At 45.2% G+C, this 23390-nt stretch carries 26 protein-coding genes; 25 read left to right on the plus strand and 1 reads right to left on the minus strand.

Annotated features, from left to right (window positions below):
- Nucleotides 1-12 precede the first annotated feature (12 nt).
- The 24 genes from AS034_RS19950 to AS034_RS20065 all read left to right on the plus strand — a co-directional run bounded on the left by AS034_RS19950 (nt 13) and on the right by AS034_RS20065 (nt 20268).
- Nucleotides 13-537, plus strand: a complete 525-nt coding sequence (locus AS034_RS19950) for a P-loop nucleotide/nucleoside kinase family protein (protein ID WP_058299913.1) — start codon at nt 13-15, stop codon at nt 535-537.
- A gap of 22 nt (nt 538-559) precedes the next feature.
- The gene (pgsA, locus tag AS034_RS19955) at nt 560-1138 is read left to right on the plus strand and encodes a CDP-diacylglycerol--glycerol-3-phosphate 3-phosphatidyltransferase (protein ID WP_058299914.1); all 579 of its coding nucleotides are present in this window, start codon (nt 560-562) and stop codon (nt 1136-1138) included.
- Nucleotides 1139-1170: 32 nt separating this feature from the next.
- Nucleotides 1171-1863 carry a class I SAM-dependent methyltransferase gene (locus tag AS034_RS19960; RefSeq protein WP_058299915.1) on the plus strand — a complete coding sequence of 231 codons (693 nt, stop codon included), beginning with the start codon at nt 1171-1173 and terminating at the stop codon, nt 1861-1863.
- A 123-nt stretch (nt 1864-1986) separates the two neighbouring features.
- On the plus strand, nt 1987-2580 hold the full coding sequence (locus AS034_RS19965) for a D-glycero-alpha-D-manno-heptose-1,7-bisphosphate 7-phosphatase (protein WP_058299916.1): 594 nt from the start codon (nt 1987-1989) through the stop codon (nt 2578-2580).
- Nucleotides 2561-3442 carry an alpha/beta hydrolase gene (locus AS034_RS19970; RefSeq protein ID WP_058299917.1) on the plus strand — a complete coding sequence of 294 codons (882 nt, stop codon included), beginning with the start codon at nt 2561-2563 and terminating at the stop codon, nt 3440-3442. Before AS034_RS19965 ends, AS034_RS19970 begins: the two co-directional genes overlap by 20 nt.
- Before the next feature lie 333 nt (nt 3443-3775).
- Nucleotides 3776-4066, plus strand: a complete 291-nt coding sequence (locus tag AS034_RS19975; RefSeq protein WP_058299918.1) for a transposase — start codon at nt 3776-3778, stop codon at nt 4064-4066.
- 11 nt (nt 4067-4077) lie between these two features.
- Entirely contained in the window at nt 4078-4953 is an 876-nt protein-coding gene (locus AS034_RS19980; protein ID WP_244888210.1) for an IS3 family transposase, read from the plus strand.
- A gap of 273 nt (nt 4954-5226) precedes the next feature.
- Nucleotides 5227-5901, plus strand: coding sequence for a RibD family protein (locus AS034_RS19985; RefSeq protein ID WP_058299919.1), 675 nt, complete (start codon nt 5227-5229; stop codon nt 5899-5901).
- A gap of 42 nt (nt 5902-5943) precedes the next feature.
- Nucleotides 5944-6285: an avidin-fold protein gene (locus tag AS034_RS19990; RefSeq protein WP_032088276.1), complete on the plus strand. Its 342-nt coding sequence runs from the start codon at nt 5944-5946 to the stop codon at nt 6283-6285.
- A 28-nt stretch (nt 6286-6313) separates the two neighbouring features.
- Complete coding sequence (locus AS034_RS19995) at nt 6314-6778, plus strand: GNAT family N-acetyltransferase (RefSeq protein WP_058299920.1); 465 nt, start codon at nt 6314-6316, stop codon at nt 6776-6778.
- Nucleotides 6779-6899: 121 nt separating this feature from the next.
- Nucleotides 6900-7346 carry a GyrI-like domain-containing protein gene (locus AS034_RS20000; protein ID WP_058299921.1) on the plus strand — a complete coding sequence of 149 codons (447 nt, stop codon included), beginning with the start codon at nt 6900-6902 and terminating at the stop codon, nt 7344-7346.
- A gap of 27 nt (nt 7347-7373) precedes the next feature.
- Complete coding sequence (locus AS034_RS20005) at nt 7374-7853, plus strand: GyrI-like domain-containing protein (RefSeq protein ID WP_058299922.1); 480 nt, start codon at nt 7374-7376, stop codon at nt 7851-7853.
- Nucleotides 7854-8091: 238 nt separating this feature from the next.
- The gene (locus tag AS034_RS20010; protein WP_058299923.1) at nt 8092-8502 is read left to right on the plus strand and encodes a YhfM domain-containing protein; all 411 of its coding nucleotides are present in this window, start codon (nt 8092-8094) and stop codon (nt 8500-8502) included.
- A 71-nt stretch (nt 8503-8573) separates the two neighbouring features.
- Nucleotides 8574-10301 carry a phosphotransferase gene (locus AS034_RS23445; protein WP_074440094.1) on the plus strand — a complete coding sequence of 576 codons (1728 nt, stop codon included), beginning with the start codon at nt 8574-8576 and terminating at the stop codon, nt 10299-10301.
- Nucleotides 10302-10347: 46 nt separating this feature from the next.
- Entirely contained in the window at nt 10348-10785 is a 438-nt protein-coding gene (locus tag AS034_RS20020; protein ID WP_032088280.1) for a YhfM domain-containing protein, read from the plus strand.
- A gap of 397 nt (nt 10786-11182) precedes the next feature.
- Nucleotides 11183-11644: a DIP1984 family protein gene (locus AS034_RS20025; RefSeq protein WP_058299924.1), complete on the plus strand. Its 462-nt coding sequence runs from the start codon at nt 11183-11185 to the stop codon at nt 11642-11644.
- A gap of 342 nt (nt 11645-11986) precedes the next feature.
- Complete coding sequence (locus AS034_RS20030; protein ID WP_058299925.1) at nt 11987-12181, plus strand: hypothetical protein; 195 nt, start codon at nt 11987-11989, stop codon at nt 12179-12181.
- 211 nt (nt 12182-12392) lie between these two features.
- Complete coding sequence (locus tag AS034_RS20035; protein WP_058299926.1) at nt 12393-13085, plus strand: AraC family transcriptional regulator; 693 nt, start codon at nt 12393-12395, stop codon at nt 13083-13085.
- A 92-nt stretch (nt 13086-13177) separates the two neighbouring features.
- Entirely contained in the window at nt 13178-14077 is a 900-nt protein-coding gene (locus tag AS034_RS20040; protein ID WP_058299927.1) for a DMT family transporter, read from the plus strand.
- Nucleotides 14078-14699: 622 nt separating this feature from the next.
- On the plus strand, nt 14700-15974 hold the full coding sequence (locus AS034_RS20045) for a S1C family serine protease (protein ID WP_082641762.1): 1275 nt from the start codon (nt 14700-14702) through the stop codon (nt 15972-15974).
- Nucleotides 15975-16122: 148 nt separating this feature from the next.
- Nucleotides 16123-17004: a peptidylprolyl isomerase gene (locus AS034_RS20050; RefSeq protein WP_058299928.1), complete on the plus strand. Its 882-nt coding sequence runs from the start codon at nt 16123-16125 to the stop codon at nt 17002-17004.
- 132 nt (nt 17005-17136) lie between these two features.
- Entirely contained in the window at nt 17137-18021 is an 885-nt protein-coding gene (locus AS034_RS20055; RefSeq protein WP_058299929.1) for a hypothetical protein, read from the plus strand.
- A 149-nt stretch (nt 18022-18170) separates the two neighbouring features.
- Entirely contained in the window at nt 18171-18869 is a 699-nt protein-coding gene (locus AS034_RS20060) for a response regulator transcription factor (RefSeq protein ID WP_058299930.1), read from the plus strand.
- A complete protein-coding gene (locus AS034_RS20065) occupies nt 18859-20268 on the plus strand; it encodes a sensor histidine kinase (protein WP_058299959.1) in 1410 nt (469 codons plus the stop codon). Before AS034_RS20060 ends, AS034_RS20065 begins: the two co-directional genes overlap by 11 nt.
- 94 nt (nt 20269-20362) lie before the next feature.
- On the opposite strand, the gene AS034_RS20070 is transcribed toward AS034_RS20065, so the two are convergent.
- Nucleotides 20363-22015 carry an ABC transporter substrate-binding protein gene (locus AS034_RS20070; RefSeq protein WP_058299931.1) on the minus strand — a complete coding sequence of 551 codons (1653 nt, stop codon included), beginning with the start codon at nt 22013-22015 and terminating at the stop codon, nt 20363-20365.
- A gap of 102 nt (nt 22016-22117) precedes the next feature.
- On the opposite strand from AS034_RS20070, the gene AS034_RS20075 reads away from it, so the two are divergent.
- A complete protein-coding gene (locus tag AS034_RS20075) occupies nt 22118-23380 on the plus strand; it encodes an MDR family MFS transporter (RefSeq protein ID WP_058299932.1) in 1263 nt (420 codons plus the stop codon).
- The last annotated feature ends 10 nt before the right edge of the window (nt 23381-23390 follow it).

Here is a 23390-nt window from a genome sequence, read left to right on the forward strand (position 1 = left end):
CGAGGAATACCCATGTTTTTTCTCCAAATGTCAGGTTTCCCTGGCTCTGGCAAGTCTACCCTGGCACTAGAAATCGCCAACAGAACAGGAGCAATCGTAATTGATCACGATGTAACAAAGACTGCATTGCTGGAGACGCCAGAGGGTGAGGGGATGGACGGAAAGACCTCCGGGAGCATTTCATATCATATCGACTGGTCGATCATCGAATCAATATTGTCCCAGGGTCGAAGCGTTATTTTTGACAGTCCTTGTCTGTACGAAGAGATAATTAAAAAAGGAACGGACCTGGCAAGGAAGTACCGTGCTTCATATAAGTATGTTGAATGTTATCTCGATGATTTTAATGTAATCAACCAGCGACTGAGTAACAGAGAAAGAAAGATTAGTCAGATAAAAGAGGTAAAATCTTTTGAGGGATTCAAGAAGACTCTTAAAAACAGCAAAAAGCCAGATGGCCAGCGGTATTTGGTGGTGGATACGAGTAAGGGTTTGGATACATATATCCATGGGGTTATGTGGTATTTGAAGGAGTAAAAAACAATATTAGGTACGAATTATGAACTTACCAAATAAAATAACGGTTGTAAGAATAGCGTTCATCCCCGTTTTTCTGCTCTTTTTATTAGTCCCGTTACCTTTGGGAACATTTTTTATAGGAGGTGGGGGAATATACGTTTCTCATTTTATCGCCGCCCTATTATTTATCCTTGCTTCTGTTAAAGATGGTTTGGATGGGTATTATGCAAGAAAATATAACTTAATTACCGACTTGGGGAAGTCTCTCGATCCTTTAGCAGATAAGTTATTGATAACGGCAGCCTTGGTGGCACTGGTGCAGTTAGGGAACGTGCCCAGCTGGATGGCATTTATTATCATATGCCGTGAATCCGCTGTAACTGGTTTACGCTTAATTGCAGTTGGAGAAGGTAAAGTGATTGCAGCAAGCAACCTGGCAAAATGGAAAACAAGAATTCAAATCATATCTATTTCTGCCTTGCTTCTGCATAATATACCGTTCACTTATATTAATGTACCCTTTGATATCCTTTCCTTATGGGCTGCAATGATCATTACCCTGGTGTCCGGTTGGGATTACTTTGTGAAAAACAAACAATTCCTGAAGATAAATAGTTAGTCGCTAAGAGTTTTTAAAAAGGGGGGAAGTCAATGAATCAACAGAGTATCAGTAAAATAAATCAAATCGGATGGAATCAGTCTGAATACCAAGCCTGGGTCAACCGGCATGGAACCCCGAAGGAATATGCTCGAGTTTTAAAGGCTGAACCTAAAAAAACAGTCTCTCATTATCTTCACTATATGGGGGATGTAAATGGGAAAAAGATAGTCAACCTGCTCGGTTCGAAGGGGAATAAAGCTGTGTCACTTGCGTTATTGGGTGCGGACGTAACTATAGTAGATATCTCTGAAGGAAATAAACAATATGCCGCCGAACTCGCTGATGCAGCAGGTGTACATATTCACTATTTAGTTTCGGATGTATTAAATATTCCGGATGAGGAACAGCTGCCTGATTATGATTTTGTCCTTTTGGAAGTTGGTGTATTGCATTATTTCACGGATTTGGACCCTCTTTTTGAATTGGTTTATACACTTTTAAAACCGGGGGGAAGATTTGTTTTAAGAGACTTTCACCCCATCGTATCTAAGTTAATCAGTGTGGAAAACAAGCAAGTGGCTGCCGACGGGAACTATTTTAATGACGGCCTTAAAGAAGTTGAAGTGGCATACAGTTTACTGCTTTCCGAGGGTGAACGTGTGAAACTCAAGAAGTATCATTTTTTCGCCAAAATTGTAAATAACCCTGGGATTCTGTCCTCAATCCCTATAGGTGAATCGTGAGGAAATGCCCACCTGATCCCAGCTTCTTCTTCCAGAGTTTCCAGGGTCAACCCGGCACGAATAACGGCTGTCACGACCTCCCCTAATGTCCATCTGCGAATCGTATCTGGTGGAGGTCAATGTATGAAAGCCGTATTTCTAGACCGTGACGGAACCATAGGAGGGACCGGCGGCGGGGTTCATCCATTTGAGTTTGAGCTGTATGAATTTGCATTTGGTGCTATAAGGTCACTTAATGAATTGGGAATCAAAGTATTTTTGTTCACTAATCAAACGAGGGTTGGCAGAGGTTATTTTACAGAGGAGGAATTAATAAGAGGATTCGAGTTGATGAAAGACGAATTGAAGGGTCAGTCGGCTTTCATCGATGATATCTTTTATTGTCACCATCACCCTGAAGTTGGCTGTGAGTGTCAGAAGCCTGGAATCGGATTATTACTTAGAGCAAAAGAAAAGTACAATCTAAGACTTGAGGATTGTTACGTTGTAGGAGATACCGGAAGTTCGGATATGGCAGCGGCACACCTTGCAGGTGCCAAAAAAGTGCTCGTGAAAACAGGCTGGGGTGAAAGTTCACTTACCAAATACCGGGAGAGCTGGGCAGGAATCGCACCGGATTTCATTGCGGAGGATTTGAGGGAAGCGGCGGCTTGGATAGGCGGTGATTTGATGGATCTAAGTGGAAAGGAGGGAGCGGATGATCTATTCACAGGATAGTTCTGATCTAGAATATATCATTCTGGGAAAAGGACCAACCATCCTTGTTTTCGAAATAGGAATAGGCAGTTCTATTTATAATTGGTGGTCTTTTATTCAGGAGCTGAAGAATGACTTTACCGTTGTGGTGTACCATAGGGCTGGTTATGGGAAAAGTAAGGTTTCCTCGAAGCCTAGAGATGTGAAAAATATTGCGATGGAGTTGGACAGTTTAGTAAACCATCTAGAAATTAATGAAAAGTTTGTGTTGGCCGGGCATTCATTTGGTGGTCTTTGCGCGCAGCAGTATGCAAAAATGCACCCTCAAAAATTAAAAGCTGTAATATTAATTGATTCCACCTCTTTTAATTTTCAGAAACTATATGATTTAAATTTGCCCGTTATGTATTCTCACATCAGCATGGAAAAAATGATAGAAAGTAACATGTTATCTTCAGAGAGAACCAGAGAACAATTAGAAAATGATTTTCACGATGCTATCCAAGAAGCGCGCCGCAATTTACCTGAAGAACTAATTGGACAGTTCGTTGACTTTTTTACCAGGCCAGTTTTCTTTAGGATCATTGCTGAAGAATTTCAACATTGGCATAAGGACAGTGAGTTGATTAAAGATTCCGGTCCATTTCCTGAATTGCCATTAACCGTGATAGCGAGGGACGAGAGGCTGTCTGCCCTCCCTTTCATTGAATATGGAATACCTGAAGAAGAAGCAACTCTCCACGAAAAAGTATGGAGAGAGCTGCAGATCGGGTTATCACAATTGAATAACATGGGGCAGCTTGTGATTGCGGAAGGTAGCGATCATGAAGTACATAAGGATCGGCCGGATTTGCTTATTAAGTGTTTGCTGCGTTATAAATGAAAGTTTTAGTTAAAAACATAAATACTGGTACTGATGATAAGTTAAATAACTCATATGCGGTCATGAAACCAGGTTTTAAAAGCAACTATTCTATAATATCGGTCCGAATAGCTTCTGTATATATAGGATTTCGGTTGATATGAGGGGTATTATTGGCTCTTGGAAATGTATATTATCAAAAGCGGCCAAGTTATTATCAAAAATCTAGATATATTATCAAAAACCATCCGTTTATTATCAAAAAAAGAAATATATTAAAGTTAGTCTAAAAAGTGGACACACCAAAATGATAATTCGTACACTATAACTATCATTAAAAAGGACGTGTTCACTATGGGAAAACATCATCCAAATGAGTATCGGGAATATGTAGCCAAGATGATTGTAGAAGAAGATAAAAAGGCTACAGATTTAGCTCATGAGCTAGAAATTCCATACTCTTCGATCCAGCGTTGGGTCAAACACTATAAAGAGAAAAAAGCTGCCGGTCAGTCACAAGAATACGTTACCCCATCAGAGCTTGAGAAACTGAAAAAACAACATGAAAAAGAGATGAAGGCTCTTCAAGAGGAGAACGAAATCTTAAAAAAGGCGATGCACATCTTCACGAAAAAGCCCAAGTAAAGTATGAATTCATTGAGGCTCATAAAGATGAACACCCCATTTTGAAGATGTGTAACGTACTCGGGGTCTCCTCCAGCGGTTATTATAAGTGGCAGTCAAAACATCGTCGTGGTGAAACAGATCGAGAAAAGAGAAAGAATGAATTGAAACAAAAAATAAAGAAGTCTTTCCATGAAAGCCTGGGGACGTACGGAAGTCCCCGGGTACATGACGATTTGATTGAATGGGGATACACCGTGTCCAAAAAGACAGTCGCCAGATATATGCATGAAATGGGCCTAAAAGCTACACCGGAAGAAAAGTATGTCGTGACCACAGACTCCAATCATGATCTAGCGATCTATCCAAACCTGGTTAAGAGAAACTTCAATGTAGACAGTCCAAATACGGTATGGGTAGCTGACATTACATATGTACGTACCCTTGAAGGCTGGATGTATTTAGCGTCGATCATGGACCTATTTTCCCGAAAAATCATAAGATGGAGTCTAGGGCCGTCAATGAAAAAGGAACTTACTTTGGTTGCATTGGAGATGGCCAAGACGACAAGACGACCTCCTGAAGGCCTCATTCATCATTCAGACCGAGGGACTCAGTACAGTTCAAAAGAGTACACCGAATTACTAAAAGAGGCTGGCATCCAAATTAGCATGAGTAAAAAAGGAGATCCGTATGATAATGCGTGCATCGAATCTTTCCATGCGACGATTAAAAAGGAACTCATTTATCGCTTCCGATTCAAAACCAAGGCAGAAGCTTCGAGAGCGATTAACTACTACATTTCCAGCCGATACAACGAACGAAGAAAGCATTCGACACTTGGGTATCTTTCTCCGAACAACTTTGAACGAAATTACCATCTGTCAATCTCAGAGAAGATATCATAAATGAACCATTTGGCGTGAAAGAGGAGCAATCCTGGTGTTGGATTGATCGTTTTTCATGCCCCACCAAACGAAGTGCGGTAGGATTTTAGGACATAAAGTTCTCATTTTGTATTGTCCACTTTCTTGACAGAAGACCAATATTATCAAATTTCCCAGTGAAGCGCTCGTAATACCCTGGTGTGTATGTGAGCGCTTGATTCTTTGAAGCCAGCAAAAAAATACTGACAAAAATTTTTTGTATCCGATAGCATTGAAAAAAAGGAGGGACTTAAGTTGAATAGACCGGAAGTAATCGTAAATGTGTTCTCCTCGATTGACGGAAAGATGACAACGGCTCCGGGGAATAATGTAATGGAATGGACAGCCGCAGGAATCGACGGTGGGGCGAATGAAATCACGCACCGGCTGTATGATCAGCTGGAGTGTGACGGGTTGGTGTCTGGCAGTGAAAGTCTGATTGTATGGGGAAAGGATTGGGTGGAACTCGATCAGCCAATCTATGAACCTCAAAAATCCAAGGCGTACATTGTATTTGATGGGAAAGGACGCATTGACTGGTACCAGACAGAGGGATTATTGGTCGTGACGAAAGAAGACGTGTCAGATTCATATATTCAGCAGTTGAACGAGAAAGGAATTCAATACATCACGGCAGGCAGAGGAGAGTACATTGATCTGCCATCAGCCCTGCACAAATTATATGAACTGGGCTTCAGAAGATTGGGACTCAGCGGAGGCGGTACGATAAATGGAGCATTTCTGAGGCAGGGGCTCGTTGATGAAATCAGTTTGGTGATGGCTCCTTTAGCGGTCGGGGGAACTTCCACTCCGTCACTGTTTGATTCTGAGGATTTAAAAGGACTGGACGGTGCGGCAACATTGGAGTTGAAAGATCTGCAGCGTGTCGGAAATGGGTCGGTTTGGCTCCGTTATAAGGTGAAGAGGTAAGGACTCCGGGATCAAAATGAATTAAAAAAGGGAGCGATAGTCATGATCAATTATAATGGACGGACATTCGTATCAACTGAAAATACGGCTAACGGTGAAGTTTCGTCAAAAACAACTTTTGAATACAAGCAGGACGGTAATATCCTTACATCGGAGTATAGCGGAGGAGAAATTAAGAGAGGTACGCTGATTGGGATTGTGAAAGAAGATGGTTCCTTAACCTTCCGATACAACCATGTAAACATCCATAATGAAATACGCGGAGGCCAGTGCACTTCCACCCCTGAAATTCTGCATGATGGCAGGATCAGGCTCCATGAAAACTGGAAGTGGCTCGATCGTGACCAGAGTGAAGGAGAATCGATTGTGGAGGAAGTTAAATAATATCGGATTCTTGAGAGGATAGAGATGAATGAGTGAAATTGGGAACTATGAGTTGAAGCCAATCGCCAGCCTGCTTGATTTTGATTTACATAGTTTGATAGAGCAAAGCAAAGAAGATGGATTTCGGTTCGTAGAAAGATTAGTCAATGATTATAAAAATGGAAGCAATACGTTTAACCGTGAAGGGGAAGTTCTCATTGGCGTGTTCAACGAAGATGGAATCCTTGTTGCGATCGGCGGTTTGAATAAAGATCCATTTTCCAAAGATAACAACATCGGCAGATTGAGAAGGTTTTATGTCAGCAAAGAGGTCAGGAGAAACGGTATAGGCAGCCTGCTGGTGAATAGAATCATAGACGAGGCAAAAAGATACTATGAAATAGTGGTGCTTCACACAGACACAGAACAGGGTGATCGGTTTTACCGGGCAATTGGATTTTCGAGGGGAGATCTTTATCCGGGGTCGACTCATTATTTAGTGCTTAATAAATGAATGTGAGTTTTATAGAGCTTATCCAAAGGTGGATAAGTTCTTTTTTGTTTAAATATTCCATATTAAAGGAGATGGATGTTCAAAAGAAGAACTAAACAAGTAAAAGGAGGAGAGATGCAAATTGAAATATAAAAAAATCAAACAACAATTCAGATTGGTCGGCATGAAGAATTATGGAGCATTTGCTGACTTTGATACGGAGGTTCCAAAAGCAGCCCAGCAATTTATAGCGAAGGCAGCGGACTTTAAACACCTAGTCGGTACTGAAATTGCAGTCTTTGAATCAAAAAAGGGTGAACAACATCTGAATGGACAGTATTATGTGGGGCTGATTGTCGACGAAGCGCCAAATGATGTACCAGATGGGATGGATGTAATCGAACTGAACGAGGAGTACGTGACTGCGAGGGGGAGCATAAACCAAATCGGCAGCCTGCATAACGGTTTGGTAAAGTGGGCCGCGGAGCAGGGATTCAGACGGAATCCTGAAGCTTATATTGTGGAGACATATCACCCGGTGGGAAACGGTGACGAAGAGGTAGAAGTATATTTGCCGGTTTATACCTAATCACATTATTGAAAGGAGAACGAAGAGATGGAAAATGTAAAATCGTTAAGTCTGGATGGAGTAAAGACAATGGAGGAGAAGAAATTAGTAGGATTCAGGGTAGTCGGCGGTGATATAGCAGATTTCCAGGAAGAGATCCCGAAAGCTTCAATGGAGCTTGCTAAACGTAAAAATGAATTTAAACATCTGGTCGAACCGGTTAAACTGATCGGGGCTTTCAAAGCTTCGGAGACGTCAGAGGATGATGACGGGTACTGGTCCTGTTTCGAGGTCCATGATTTCGAAGACATCCCCGAAGGCATGGTCACGCTGACAGTCCCTGCCCAGAAATATGCCGTACTGAATTTCACTGGCCGTGCTTCAGAAATTTACCGAGTATATGATCATCTGCATCAATGGATCGATGAAAATGGCCACAAGAGGACCCCGAATAAATGGACCCTGGAAATCTATTCGAAATGGTCGGAGAATGAAGATATCGTGGACCTGTGTGACCCGATCCTCTAGCTGAATGGCTTATCCCTGCCCGGTCGAACAGGACTGGGTTCTTTTTATGAAAAAATTCAGATTTATCCCTATATCATTATGAGGTATCTGCTGGTAAAATTAGGTTTATGAATCTTGTTGAGTATCAATATTGTAAAATGAACTGGATAGTGTGCTCTGAAGTAAGGTGATTTAACTCCGTCTAGACGGGGTCAAGGTACCTGTCCCCACGGCCCAATTCTTCAAGAAGGAGGAAGAAATGAACAAGGTTTTTTTCTTTTTGATTGTCTCTTTAGCTTTTCTAGTTCCAGGTTGTTCGAGTGACGAATCCAATGAAAAGCAGGTTATAGAAATACAAAAATACGCTGATCTGGATGGAGGGGAATACAGGGAGCTCGAAAATATAACGGAAACAGATCAAGTTCAACAAGTCATAAAGATCGTTCGTGATGCGAAATGGGAAGAGACGCTTGTCAATATGGGAAGACCGGCTGATTATCGGTTCACCTTTCAATTTGAGAATGCTGACATTGAAGCGAAACCCGTCCTGCATGAGCTTTGGATAAGTGCATCTTCGGAAAAAGCCGAAATGATCAGAGGCGATATAGAATACAGCCGACTAAATGAAAAGGATACTGCAGCCTTAATTGAAGTATTAACCGGAAATTAGTCAACCAATAAAAGTTGAATAGAGAATGGGGCATGGGGACCTCCCCCCCTGACCCGCTTGGAGGTGTTGTGATGCTGGATGTTAAGACTGATCGCAGGTTTAAGGTGATTGAACCGGTCAATAAGGGCTGGTCGAGTGATAAGAAGTATTATGTGGAGACGGTCACGGGTGAGAGGCTGCTTCTAAGGACGGCGGACCGCCCCCAATATGAAATGAAGAAAAGTGAGTTTGAAGCGATGAAGCAGCTGGCGGAAATGGGGATATCGATGTCTAACCCGCTTGAGTTTGGCTTATGCGACGAAGGGGATAGTGTCTACACGCTCTTTTCTTGGTGCGACGGTGAAGATGCCGCAGAGGTTTTGCCAAAGCTGACCGATACAGAACAGTATGAGCTGGGGCTGAAATCAGGCCGGTATCTCCGTCAGATCCACTCGATCCCTGCACCGGCGGATGAAGAGAGTTGGGAAATGAAGTTTAACCGCAAAGTGGACAGCAAAATCAAACAGTATAATGAATGCGCGATTAAAATTGACGGCGGTGACCAAATCATTGCATACATAGAAGCGAACAGGCATCTCCTCGTCGGTCGTCCGCAATCGTTTCATCACGGAGACTATCACGTTGGAAATATGGTAATTTCTGAAGAAAAGGAACTGTCTATCATCGATTTCAACCGTCATGACTTTGGTGATCCGTGGGAAGAGTTCAATCGGATCGTGTGGAGTGCTTCTGCGAGTCCGCATTTTGCCACCGGACAGCTCAACGGATACTTTGGCGGCAGACCGCCCGAGGAGTTCTTCAAGCTCATGACTTTTTACATAAGCAGCAATATGCTGTCGTCAATCTCTTGGGCGATCGTTTTTGGAGAAAAAGAGGTCGAGGTCATGAAGGAGCAGGCAAATGAAGTCATGGAATGGTTCGACGGTATGAACAATCCTGTGCCGACCTGGTATTTGGAAGACTTCTACGTTCAGTACATAAATCAAATTCCATACAAATTAAAATCTCCCTTCGACTTTTCATTCATAAAGCAGTACGGTGAAGTCTTCAAAGTGTATGACGATCAGGATTCCGGCAATATCTCCTTTGGGGTGAAGAATGGGGACGACAGGTATTTGATAAAATTTGCCGGTGCCCCGACAGCCAGGTACCAGGGTAAACCTGAGGATGCCATCGCTGAGCTGAAAGCTGCCGTTCACGTTTATGAGGACCTCGCTCACCCTTATCTGGTCCGGCTGATCCGTTCGGAGGAAGCCGGCGGAGGGTTTGCAGCCATTTTTGAATGGACAGACGGTGAATGCATGGGAAGAATGTATCCCCTTTCCAGGGAGAAGTTCATGAGGATGCCTGATAAAACCAGGCTCGGTGTGTTCAGTGATATTATCGATTTTCACATACACGTTATTAAGAAGGGCTACGTGGCCATCGATTTTTATGACGGCAGTATCCTGTTTGATTTTAAAAAAGAAAAGACCTTCATATGCGATATTGACCTCTACACCAAGTGTCCCTATATGAATGAAATGGGGAGGATGTGGGGCTCGTCACGATTCATGTCCCCGGAGGAATTCGAGCTTGGAGCGAAAATAGACGAAATCACCAATGTCTACCTCATGGGAGCCACAGCTTTCGCCCTGTTCGGCGGCGAAACAGACCGATCCCACGACAAATGGAGACTGAGCGGAGAACTCTACAATACAGCCGCCAAAGCAGTCAGCGATGATCGGACCAGCCGCCACCAAACACTGGCGCAATTCAAGGAAGAGTGGGTCAGGGGGACAGGTAAGTTGACTCAGTAAAGTATTACAACTATAGGCATTAATGCAAAAGAGGAAGGCGATCTACGTGAAAAAATCAGTAATAGTTGTATCGATTGTTGCAGCTGCCATGTTTCTCGCAGCTTGTCAGCAAGACCGATCAGAAAAGATGGTCTTGCTGGATGAGAAAATCTCCGCAGTAGACATATCGGAGTCGAAAGGGCTGGGAGGGATGAATGAGGAAGTCCTGATGTCATTCACGGACAAGGACTCCCTTTCCATATTCAAAACAGCCATCACGACTGCTCGCAAGCAACCAGGGAAAGTGGATCTGACGGAACCTGATTATGACGTCATGGTGCAGTACGAATCCGAAGAGGGGCAGCTGCCGACACACGGTATCCATTTATGGCTTGGTGATGAAGGAGATGCGAGCACCTTCGTGTATATCGGGGATGAAACCGTTTATCACGCACCACCGGAAATCACCAAACAGTTGAGGGGATTGATTGTTTCAGAAGGGTAAAGCCGGTGTGCTTGATTGGATGCGGAAGCTATGATGTGTTCAGATGAGATTTTTCGACAAGTTGCATGTATTTTGAAAAAAGTGGTTCGTAAATTTGATATTTGGAATGTAAACGGCGGATTTGGTTCGTAAATAGTAAAAAGGGATTGGAAATTTGAAAAATTGGATCGAAAGTGACCGATGAGTACGGCCCGGCACTGGTAACAGTCTAACAGAACCATATATTCAACAGTAAATAACTATTTCACTAACTTTTTTACAGGTAATCTATAAAAATTAAGAATTATTTTATGAAACTTCATGCTGAATTGGCTTATGCCGGGGCACCTACACTGTCCCGTGGGTTATACCGGGGCAGATCAACTTGCCCATAGATTTATTATAGGGGTGATGACAGATGAAGCTGGCTGAAGCACTAATTCTACGCGCTGATTATCAGAAGCGGGTGGAGCAGGTAAGGAAGCGTTTGATTCAAAATGCCATCGTTCAGGAGGGGGATCTGCCGAATGAGGAGCCGAGGGAACTGCAAAAAGAGTTGACGGATCTTTTACGGAATTTGAAAGCATTGATTCAAGGAATCAATAAAACGAATCTCCTCACTGCCTTTGATAAAGGGCAGACACTTGCAGATGCGTTGACGGCGAGGGATCTATTGGGTCAGGAAAGAAAGATCTACAGCGATCTCCAGGAGCACGCAAACGTGCGGCACGACCGCTATTCAAGGACGGAAATAAAGAACGTGACTATCATAGACGTCAAGGAAACACAAAAGCTTGTCGATGAATTATCAAAAAAATATCGATTGATAGATATAAAGATTCAGGAGCTCAATTGGATGACGGATTTAATAGAGAAGTAGGGTCAGTTGGTAGCGGAATGATCAGGCGAATACCAAACCGTGCAGCTGGTGAATGTTGCAATCATGGCAAGGGTTCCGGGGTGACCCTAGAGGTTCAAGTCCTCATCTCACAACTCATACCCAGTAATGTAACACCAGTACAAATGAATGTAACACTTGACTACCAGGTATTGATTTTCATTTCGTGAGGGCGGATAGGGGAAATTATACAATGGTCCTAATCCCGGCACACGCCGGCGGCAAGGGCCGATTTTTATGATAAAATTAGTAGAGTTCCTTAAAACTGACACCTTAGAGGACTTCGTGAAAATACTAACATAGATAAATAAGGGGGAATCAGTAATGGCGATTGTCAGTTTTTTGCTTATCGGATGGATCCTAGGCTGGTTCAAATTTGATGAATTATTCATCCAGGCAATCAAGGAACTGTTCTCAAAAGAAATTACGAAAGCAAGCTATTACTTTGTATTTTTCTGTATAGGGGCACTTGGTGATATTGTCTTGTTCTTTAAAGGAATTTATTTCTTCTTTTCATAAAAATAGGGATGAATGCTTCCATATGGTGACGAAACTAAGGGAGGTAACTATAAAATACGAAAGTGGCATACAGGGACAACTGGATACGCAGCAGCCGATAACATTTTTGCAGAGATAAAACATCGGAGGATCAGCGGGTCAGGGGAGAGCTCCTAAAGCGGGGCGCGGAACCTGTCCCTGCGGCTCAAAATCAGGAAGGAGGCAGAGGATTATGGAGTTAGAAGATCAGCTGTTATGTGAAAAGAGAACGTATAATAAGAAGTTTCATTCACATAAGCACGGATTTGGGCAGTTTCTTTTTCCGCTTGTAGGGTCGCTGGATATCCAGACAAATCGGCAGGAGCTGAAGCTTACGCCTGATCACTGTTTTTATCTGCCTCCGTGGTTTGATCATCAGTACCGTTCGGTCGACCGGAATGAGTTCTTGATTCTGGATATCCCGGTGCATTATCTGCAGGGTGAAACGGACAGCATGTATATGACGCTGGATCAACAGTGGTCGTCGATTCGCTATTTACTGTTGGAAGAAATGAGTAATACGGAGAACCGAGCATCATTGATGAGCTTGACCCGATATGTGACAAGCAAGCTTCAGCATAGTCATTCTCCTTCCATTGAATATATCCACAATCATTTCAGGGAGCCGATCAGGTTGGAGACACTGGCGGAATTGGAGCATTATCATCCGGCCTATTATTCGGCCTGGTTCAAGAAAAAGACCGGCAGAAACCCGAAAGCCTATATTTCTGAACTCCGCTTGAACGAAGCTGAGCATCTGCTGCTCTCAACTGGATGGACGATGTCGCGGATCAGCGAGGAAGTGGGTTTTGAGAATTCTTCCTCGTTTAGCAGGTGGTTTTCAAGGCGAAAAGGGATCTCCCCGCAAGCATTCAGACATCTTTAAAATGGTTAAAAGGATATCAAACTTGGTGAAGAAATTTCAATTGAAATTATCTATTCTGAGTTTAGATATTCTTTTTTTATTGAGGTGATCACATGAAAGGTCCAATATTCATTTTACTCGCAGGCATCCTTTGGGGAACCACGGGGACGGCGCAGGCATTTGCCCCGGAATCGGCCCATCCGATTGCGATCGGTGCGGCGCGCTTGGCTGTCGGCGGTGTATTTTTATTATGTATCGTATTGGCAACGGGTAAAGTGAACCTTAGGTATTGGCCTGTAAAACAAACCGTTACGGCTGCCCTGAGCATGGCATTCTATCAGCCTCTCTTTTTCTCGGCGGTCACGCTGACAGGGGTGGCGATCGGAACAGTAGTCGCGATTGGGAGCGCACCAATCCTTTCGGGGATGATCGAATGGCTGGTTTTAAAAAAGCGGCCTTTACTCATTTGGTGGTTTTCTACCTTTCTATCAATATCGGGCTGTCTGCTGCTGTTTCTGAATAACGGATCTGCATCTGCTGATCCTCTTGGAATACTCCTCGCACTGGGAGCGGGTCTGACGTTCGCCGTCTACACCCTGGTAAGCAGAGAATTAGTTGAGAACCACTCGGCACTGTCAGTGGTCGCCGTCGTGTTCACACTCAGCGCAGTCTGTTTATCCCCGATTCTATTCATCTATGACATGTCCTGGGTGGCGAGCCTGAGAGGAGCAGGAGTGAGTCTTCAACTGGGAATCATGGCGACCGGGATTGCTTATCTTCTGTTTGCCCGGGGGCTCCTCCAGGTAAGCTCCTCCAACGCCATCACACTAGCGCTGTCAGAACCGATGACAGCCGCATTACTTGGTGTATTCATAGTTGGAGAACAACTAAGTCTGTTCTCATGGCTGGGAATTCTCCTTCTCCTGGCCGGAATCGGAGCGCTTGTCTGGTCAACCAGACGGAGGGACAAGGGGACAAACACCTTGTCCCGTTCCGCCTCAAACACTTTATGATAGGCTTGGGACAGGTACACTGACCCGCCATTGAAGCGGGCCGCGGTACCTGTCCCCGTGGCTTAAAGAGGCTGGGACAAAAGTGTTTAGATTAAGTAAAACCCGAACTAATTTGCAAAAGATAGGGCAAATTAGTTCGGGTTTTAATTTGCCGAAGTGCATTTAGAGTTTAGCCCTTTCTAGCGATTGATTGGAGTGCAAGACGAAGACTCCTGCGGGAAGAGTAGCTTATGTGTGACCTGTCCAGCTCCAGGGCTTAGAGGCACATGTCATAAGTCAAATCGGCCAAGAAGGCAAAGAACGCCTTCATGGCCGATTCGCTTGATGCCACCAGCCTCTAAACAAAGCCCTTCCGCTTTTCTTCCCGCAGGCTTGCCGAGGAGGCTTACGGACTACCCGCAGAAAGTGAAGTCTTGCAGGGAAATCATTAGCGGAAAAAAGAACCTTTATTGATATTGTTTGTCTTTGTATAGTAGCTCTTTAGTTTTGACTCAACCTCTTTTTTTATCCCTGAAAACTTCCCATCCTGTACATAGATTGTTAATAATTTCGTAATATTTTCCTTTTAAGATGAAATCAACAGCAAAGATCAGCAGAGAAAAATTCTAAGGAGGAAGTAAAGATGTTTGAACATAACAATCAGAATGAAGAAATGACACATATAGAAGATAAACCAAAAGAGGTGATCAACGAGGAAAAGCAAAGAATTGCAAAACAGAAGAAACCTTTAAAAGGTAAAGGCTTTCTGTCCACGGTGAGTGCGGGGATCATCGGTTCGGTGCTGACTCTCACAGTCCTGCCGCATACCGATTATTATGAAGACCTGGCACAGCCGAAAGTTGAACAATCAGCAGTAAATTCAGCGCAGTCAGGGACATCTTCAAAATCAGACATTACCCCGACACAAGTTTCTGCAGGAACAGGCGGGGACGTGGCGAGTATCGTAGAGGATGCATCACAATCTATTGTCGGCATTGTGAATTATCAACAGCAGGGCAGCCGCTTTAATGGTGCAGCACAAGATGCTGCTGCAGGGACAGGCTCAGGAGTCCTTTTCAAGAAAGAAGGTAACAGTGCTTATATCATTACGAACAATCACGTCATTGAAGGTGCTTCGAAAATTGAAGTATCGCTTTATGACGGTGAGAAAACGGAAGCCGAATTAATCGGTGCCGATCCGCTGACAGACCTGGCCGTGCTGAAGGTTGACGGCAAATACGCGGACAACCTCTTGGAAGTTGGCGATTCCAGTGCGCTGCGTGCCGGCGAGCAGGTGATCGCAATCGGGAACCCACTCGGCCTGGATTTATCAAGGACCGTGACCCAGGGGATCGTCAGTGCGGTCGACCGTACGATTTCAGTCGATACATCCGCGGGTGAAACCGAATTGAATGTCATCCAGACAGATGCCGCGATCAATCCAGGGAACAGCGGCGGAGCGCTCTTAAATTCAAAAGGCGAGCTCATTGGAATCAACAGTCTGAAAATTTCCAACTCAGGAGTGGAAGGGCTTGGCTTTGCAATTCCAAGTAAAGACTTCATGCCGATCGTGAATGAAATCATCGAAACAGGGAAAGTGGAACGTCCGTATATCGGAATCGGGATGACCAACCTTGCCGAAGTACCTCGCAGCTATCTTCGCGGACTGCCTGATAAAGTGGAATCCGGTGTGGTCGTGGCAAGCATTGATAACACATCAGCTGCAGCCGAAGCCGGGATCAAAGAAGGCGATGTCATTACAGAGCTGAACGGAAAGCCGGTTGAGAATGCGGCCGATTTAAGAAGACAGCTCTACGCTGACTTGAAGGTAGGCGATAAAATCGAGCTGACCGTTTTCCGCGGATCAGAAGAGGAGACAATCAGTCTGACGTTGACGAGTAATGCAATGGTGAATTAATGGAGGGTTTGGAGTGTGGTGCCAGGCACAGATTATGGTGATTGTGCCTGGCACAAAACGGATGATTTGAGCCAGGCACCAAAAACCCGGCGTGTACCTGGTACATGCTGAAACCCAATCCAATACCAACAAAAAGGAGAGCGGATCATTGACTAAAAAGAAATCGATCACATTATGGAGTATTTTAGGATTTGTTGTTATCACAGGCGCACTGCTTGCTGCGTTTGGATTTTCAAAGGAAGAAGTGGTGGCGAAGGTAGGGAAGGAGTCGATCAGTAAGGATGAACTGTACTCGACGCTAGTGGATCAGTATGGAGAGGCTGCTCTTGATACGCTGATCGCCGAGAAGATCGTGGAGCTTGAGGGTGAGAAGAAAAATATTACGATCAAAGACAGTGAGATAGAGAATGAGCTTCAGTCAATCAAAGAATCATACGGGGGCGATGAGGCTTTCGATGAAGCGCTGGCATCCAGCGGGGCCAGTGTTGACGGGCTTAAGAAAAATATCGAGACGTACCTGATGACGGAAAAATTACTGAAGGACAGGGTTTCCATCACAGATGACCAGATTAAAGAATACTTCGAAGAGAATAAGGATTCGTTCGCGCAGGCTGAGCAGGTGGAAGCGAGTCATATTCTAGTGGAGGATGAGAAGACTGCACAGGAAGTGAAGAAAAAGCTTGATGACGGCGGCGATTTTGCAGAACTTGCGAAGGAATATTCCACTGATACGTCCAATGCCGAATCGGGCGGGAAGCTAGGATTTTTTGCTAAAGGAGAAATGGTGGAGGAATTCGAGGACAAGGCATTTGCGATGAAAAAAGGTGAAATCAGTGAACCTGTCAAAACGGAATTCGGATACCATATCATTAAAGTAACGGACAAGAAAGAAGCGAAGGAAGCGGTTCTTGACGATCATAAAGAGGAAATTAAGGATACGCTTTTCGATCAGGCAATGCAGACGGAGTACGGTACATGGCTTGAGGAAAAGAAAGAGAAGTACGATATCGACAACCGCTTAAAAAGTTAATCTGCCGGCAATGGTTTATTCATAAATCGGTCATATCTTCTGGAGATAATGAGGATGCACGGGACAGGATTCTGACCTCGTTCAGCATTTAAGCAGATCCTGCGCCGGAGCAGCATAATAGGAGGAAAGAAAATGAAAAAGAAAAAACCATTAACGTATGTGCTGACAGGTACGCTGACTGTCGGGATACTGGGGGCGATTCCAGCCTTCGCTGCTGAGGAAGACACCGGAACTACGAACGATTCGACTGTGGCGGACAAACAGACGGATCCGGAGTTCGGGCGTAGCGACAGAGGACATGGCGGTAAGTTCCGCCTCGATGAAGATCAATTGAAAGAAAAGGCAGAAGATCTGGGAATCGAAAGTACGGACAAGGATTCCAGGGAATTGGCGAAGGAAATCATGAATGCAGAATTTGACAAAAGAGCAAAAGAACTTGGAATCGACACGGAAGGGAAAGATCACCGTACAGTGATGGAAGAAATCCGTGGAGCCGAGCTCTCTGAAAAGGCGAAAGAGCTCGGGATTTCAACTGAAGGAAAAGAGCAGGCAGACCTCGCTCGGGAAGTAAGGGAAGCTCTTCTTAAAAAAGAAGCAAAAGAGCTGGGAATTTCGATCGATGGCAAGGAATTGAAGGAAATAGCCATAGATGTGAGAGAAGCAGCTCTCGTAAAGCAGGCCAAGGATCTTGGTATTGAAACACAAGGAAAAGACGAACATGAATTGAGGAAGGAAGTCTTCGAAGCATCTGTTTTAAAAGCAGCGAAAGAACTAGGAATCTCTGCCGATGGTAAATCGACCCGGGAGCTGATGGATGAAATCATGACAGATTATGCGGATGAAGCTGAGAAGTTGGATTTTTTCCCGTTCAATAAGAAAGAGGAATCGTTCTTCAGAATGGGCGGCAAAGGTCACCACGGTCCTGGACATGGGATGGGCTTGCATGATGATGGATCGGCACCATCTGAAGCTCAAGTGAAAGAACCAGCTGCAGACTCAACCAGCGAAACATTATAAGAAAGACATTAACGAAATCCCCGCCAGACCGCGGGGTTTTTGTTCGTTTCAATAGAAGGAATCGGGCAAAACGACTATAATTAAAAGAAAGAGGAAAAGAGAGACCGGTTTAAGGAATTGGATTGGACCGACAGGAAAGGAAGATGAGGATGGACGTGCTGGTAGTCGAAGACAATGAAAGCGTCACGTCGATGCTGGAGATGTTTTTTATAAAAGAGGGCATCCGCGGGGAATTTGTCCACGATGGGAATGAAGGGTACAAGCGTTATAAGGAAGGCCATTGGGATGTCATCATCCTCGACTGGATGCTGCCGGGGATGGACGGCGTCACGATTTGCAGGAAAATCAGGGAGGAGGGTTCACAGGTTCCGGTGATCATGCTTACGGCGAAGGACAGCGAATCCGATCAGGTGCTCGGTCTCGAGCTGGGTGCGGATGATTATGTGACCAAGCCCTTTTCCCCGCTTGCGTTGATGGCGAGGATCCGGGCCGTTGCCCGCCGTTATCAGGGAGAGAAGAACAGCGGTGCCCAGGATGTGGCGACGTCAGATTTCAAGATCAGTAAAGAAACCCGTGAGGTTCTGCTAAATGGAGAACCCCTTACGAACCTCACGCCGAAGGAATTCGAACTGCTTTATTATCTGTCACGCCATCCGCGTCAGGTATTCTCCAGGGAACAACTCCTCGAACGGGTGTGGGGATATGATTTTTACGGTGATGAACGGACGGTAGATGTACATATCAAGCGCCTCCGCAACAAGATCGGGAGCAAGGAAAAACCATATCTGCATACGGTCTGGGGCGTAGGCTATAAATTCGATGAGACGGCGGCCGGTGATGAAGGTTAAATTCAGGTACCTGTATCAGCTGCTTCTCAGCCATACAACCGTCCTTATCATCGCTTTCCTTATCCTCGGCACCCTGTTTTCCCATTATGTCGAAAATCTTGTTTATGAAAATAAGGTGGAAGAACTAAGTTCGTATGGGGATAAAATTTTATCGGACCTTGAACGGCCGAGTCCGAGAAGGCCGCTTTACCTGGAGGAATACAGCAATCTGCTTCAGGCCCGGGATATTGATTTGATCACCTTCAACCGAAAAGGGGAGGTATCTTATTCAAGAGGCGGGGTGTACCCGCAGATCGAGCTTTCCAAAGAAGAATGGAATAAGATAGAACGCGGTGAAACCGTCCCGTTGAAAAAAGATTTCGGCCGCTTCAATCAAGCGGTATCGCTTGTGATCATGCCCCGGGTCATTAACGACCAGCTGGTGGGCGGACTCATCCTTATTTCCCCGATCAGCGGCACGAGGGAAATGCTGACTGAAATCAATCAATATCTTTTATATATCGTGCTGCTCGCATTGGCGATTTCAGTGCTGATTTCCCTGCTTTTATCAAAGCTGCATGTGAAAAGAATCCAGCGGATGAGGGAGGCGACGTCCCGTGTGTCATCCGGCAACTACGATGTCCACGTGCCTAGCTCCAACTTCGATGAAATCGGCGATCTTGCCGCTGACTTCAATGAAATGGTCACAAAATTGAAGCTCTCCAAAGAGGAGATCGATGCGCTTGAGAACAGGAGAAGGCAGTTCATGGCGGATGTGTCGCACGAACTGAGGACACCGCTCACCACGATCCGCGGCGTCATCGAGGGAATCAGGAACGACATGATCCCAGAAGAACAAAAAGAAAAAAGCTTCGGCCTCGTAAGCCAGGAAACAATGCGACTGATCAGGCTCGTTAACGAAAACCTGGACTACGAAAAAATCCGCTCCAACCAGATCACGATCACAAAAGTAACCGTCCAGCTGCTCGATGTGTTCGAAGTCATCAAAGATCAGCTCGATTTTCAGGCTGAAGAAAAAGGCAATGAAATTAGGATTCACGCAGATCCCAATGCTAAGGTGCATGCCGATTACGACCGGCTCATCCAGATCCTGATCAATATCACGAAAAATAGCATCCAATTTACAAACGGCGGCACGATCACATTGAACGGCTCGTCTTCGGATCAAGAAACAATGATCGAAATCCACGACACTGGAATCGGCATGAATCCCGCAGAAATCAAATCCATCTGGCGGAGATTCTATAAAGCCGACCTCTCCCGGACCAATAACCCATACGGTGAATTCGGTCTCGGCCTGTCAATCGTGAAACAGCTCGTACTCATGCATGAAGGAACCATCGACGTGTTCAGTGAAAAAGGAAACGGAACACGATTCCTCATCCGGCTGCCACTTTAGGCGGATCGGGGGGACAGGTACGGTGACATGTTCAAATTCAAAGGCCCGTTCCGCGGCGCGTTAATGCGTTAATACACCGCGGGACGGGCCTTTTTTATACTTCCGGCCGTACCCATAGCTTCGAAAAATCTACATAGCCAAAATGCTTGAATTCTATATTCATGATATCGGTCGAGAAAGGGATGTATTTTTTCTCGTGGTAGAGAGGGATCATGATTGATTCCTTTATGAGCATTTTTTCGAGCTTCAAATTCAAAGCTGCCCATTCTTCAAACGGTGTGTGACGATACTGCTCCAACCAGCCTTTCCATTTTTCATCTTCAGAAAACAGCTGATATAAAGGAGAGAACCCGTTTTTCAAAAAGTGATAAAACGAGAAGTCCTGGTTTGATTCAAAGATTTCCCCGTGAATGAAAAGGTCTACGTCGAGGGTATCAGGCTGCCTGGTCAAGGTGTCGGCAAAGGAAAACCATCGGACATCCGAGGGGATCCCTTCGTTTTCAAAAATATCGATCAGCCATTGTGTCGCCTTGGCGGTATGGTTTGCACAACGGATGATGATTGGTTCTTCAAACTGCGGACGCACAGGCTCTGAAACGGTCAGTTGATGATGATGACTGCCAAGGACACTCATTCCGTTCGGTGTCCAGCGTGGATCACAATCACTGATGGTGCCACGGTGTTTCGCAATGATCCAATGGAGATATTCCCTAACTTCTATTCTTTGAATCTGAGATACCCGGTCTGGGCAGACATTCATGATCACTGCACCGAACCCGGAATCGCTTTCTACTTCTACTGAAGAAGAATGGCTTCCCTCAGAAGGAGAATGATAGATTCCTTTGAAATCATGAGGGACCTGGACGAACTCGACTGCATCGATTAGCGGCCTCTCCTGGAAATGGCCCTTGAATGCTGCCAGCGTGGTCTTGGTATCCGTATTTTCCTCCAGGGAAAAACATCCGGTCCCAAGGATGCGTCCCTTATTTTCTTTATAAATGCTCCCGCACATCATGGTGAGCATCGGAAGGATATAGCTGCAGCCTCCGGTGAAATGGATATCCACGATAAGAGGGGCCGCCGCCGAGATCATTTCGACCGGTGACCATAGCTCTTTGTAATTAGGGTGTGCCCTGAATCTTTCGAGACAGGCGGTCACATCGCCGGCTGTTAAAATGGATCCATCATGAAACTGGACATCCTTTTTTAAATAGAGTCGCAGTTTAGTGGAGGATGCATCCCAGCTGTGTGCGATTTCAGGGATGATGTCTCCTTCTTCGGTAATAGACACGAGCCGGTTATACACATTCGCCGCCAGGTGGGCGCTGAGCACGTCAGCCGCCTCGAGAGGATGGATCGAAAAGAAGGGATATCTTTTCGGCACGATCAGCTTGTCTTCCGATGCCTGTACAAATCCGAGTTTTGTTTGAAATTTATTCATTAGCCTCATCTTGCTGTCGGTGGACCAGTCGTACATCAGATACTTGCTGCTCCGTTCGACCGGTTCCTCCTCTATGAACTTTACCACCTTTTCTTCAAAAATCTCCTCAACATCCCGTTTCCATTTAAGCGATGAGACATTTCCCCGGCCCCGTCCTGGAGTGAAAGAGATCCATCCTTCCTCATTCCATTTCTTCAAATAGCGTGTCGTCTGTTTATGACTCAGCTGCAGGGTTTCGGAGATTTCCTCCACCCGGATGCTGCCGGATGGGTAGTACCTCCACAAGGTGAGCAGTTTGTTCTCCATGAGAATTTCCCTCCTTTTAAAAGGGGACATCATTTTTGAAAGTGTCTATTTTTAAAATATTTAGTCTAGTTTACTATACAGTAAATAGAGGAGGGGAACAACATGAAGTGGAAGGAATTACCTCAAAATATAAAAGTACGGATGATCACATCGTTCTTTAACCGGGCTGTTTCATCAGCCGTCATGCCGTTCATGGCGCTTTTCTTTGCACAGGAAATGAATAAGATCTGGGCAGGGATGTTTCTGATCATCACCGTGGTGATTGGTTTCTTTGTTAATCTTGTGGGCGGTTACATATCCGACCGCTTTCCGAGGAAAAAAGTACTGCTATCGACATCCTGGCTGAATGCTTTCTTTTTTCTCTTAATGACCGTAAGTCTGTTTCCCGTCGATAAAATGATCCTGCTGTTTGCAGCTGCTTACGTCGGGTTCATCATCACAAGCAGCCTTGGCAGGCCTGCAATGCACGCGATCATCATCGATTCGACGACCCCTGAAAACCGTAAAGCGGTATATGCTCTTGATTACTGGCTCGTCAATTTATCAATGGCAATTGGTGCCGCACTCGGCGGGCTCTTGTACTTGAACCATCAGAAAGAACTGTTCATGATGCTCACCTTCACATCCACAACGATTCCAGTTGCGTATGCGATTTGGCTGCAGGATAAGTTCAAGGATCAGCTTCAGAAGAAGCACGACAATGTATTTATCGATCTCATCAACAATTACAGGATCGCTTTCCGTGATTCTGCTTTTGTAAAAGTGGTGGCAGGCTCTACTTTTATTTTTGCAGCGGAATTTTCCCTGAACAGCTACATCGGGATCCGTCTTGCGGAAACATTCAAAGCCGTGAACATCGGGAACTTTGAGCTCGTCGGGGTCAGGATGCTAAGCCTCCTGAACATCGAGAACATGCTGCTCGTTGTATGCTTCACCTTCATCATCAACCGATGCACGGATCGGCTGAATAAAAAGAATGCCCTACTGATCGGGCTCATCCTGTACGGTATCGGCTATGCGACAGTCACCTCAGCCAACACCTGGTACGTGTTGATTCTATTCAACCTGATTGCAACACTCGGGGAACTGGTTTATTCCCCGATCCGTAACGCCGAGCAGGCCAACATGATCCCGTCAGACAAACGCGGATCCTATTCAGCCTTTTCTAATCTGTCCTTCAGCGGTGCGGATCTCGTCGCAAGATCAACCATCATCATCGGTGCATTCCTCATGCCGACTATGATGAGCGTCTATATAGGATTCATCATCATGATCGGCACTGTACTCGTCTACAGCGGGTTGTTCGCACGGGACTGGACTGCGGGCAAGGTGGAAGGACCGGTGGGTGCGAGCGGCAGAAATTAATTGAAAAAGG

It is taken from the genome of [Bacillus] enclensis (assembly GCF_001456935.1).
Classification (GTDB): Bacteria; Bacillota; Bacilli; order Bacillales; family Bacillaceae_B; genus Rossellomorea; species Rossellomorea enclensis.